Here is a 389-nt window from a genome sequence, read left to right as displayed (position 1 = left end):
CCTGCAACTGATCAAGGACGACGCCGAGCAAGGCGCACGTGCGCTGTCGGCCATCGACACCCTGCAAGCCTGGGTCATGCGCCTGGTGCGGGTGGTGATGAAACTGACCCCATATGGCGTGCTGGCCCTGATGACCAAGGTGGTAGCCAGTTCGAACATGGAAGACATCCTCAAGCTGGGCAGCTTCGTGGTGGTGTCCTACCTGGGCCTGGCGCTGATGTTCGTGGTTCACGGCATCATCCTCGCCGCCACCGGCGTCAGCCCGCTGCGTTTCTTCCGCAAGGTGTGGCCGGTACTCACCTTCGCCTTCACCAGCCGCTCCAGCGCAGCCAGCATTCCGCTGAACATCGAAGCGCAAACCCGCCGCCTGGGCGTGCCGCAGTCGATTG

The 389-nt window shown here is 63.5% G+C and carries 1 protein-coding gene; it reads left to right on the top strand.

Annotated elements, in window-relative coordinates; genetic code table 11:
* Positions 1-389, top strand: a 389-nt coding sequence (locus tag QWI17_RS16505) for a cation:dicarboxylate symporter family transporter (protein WP_302723628.1), incomplete at both ends; no start/stop codon positions are given.

It is taken from the genome of Gilvimarinus gilvus (assembly GCF_030518155.1).
Lineage (GTDB): Bacteria > Pseudomonadota > Gammaproteobacteria > Pseudomonadales > Cellvibrionaceae > Gilvimarinus > Gilvimarinus gilvus.
Note: the sequence above shows the minus strand (reverse complement) of the source record. Positions and strands in the feature narration are given on the sequence as shown.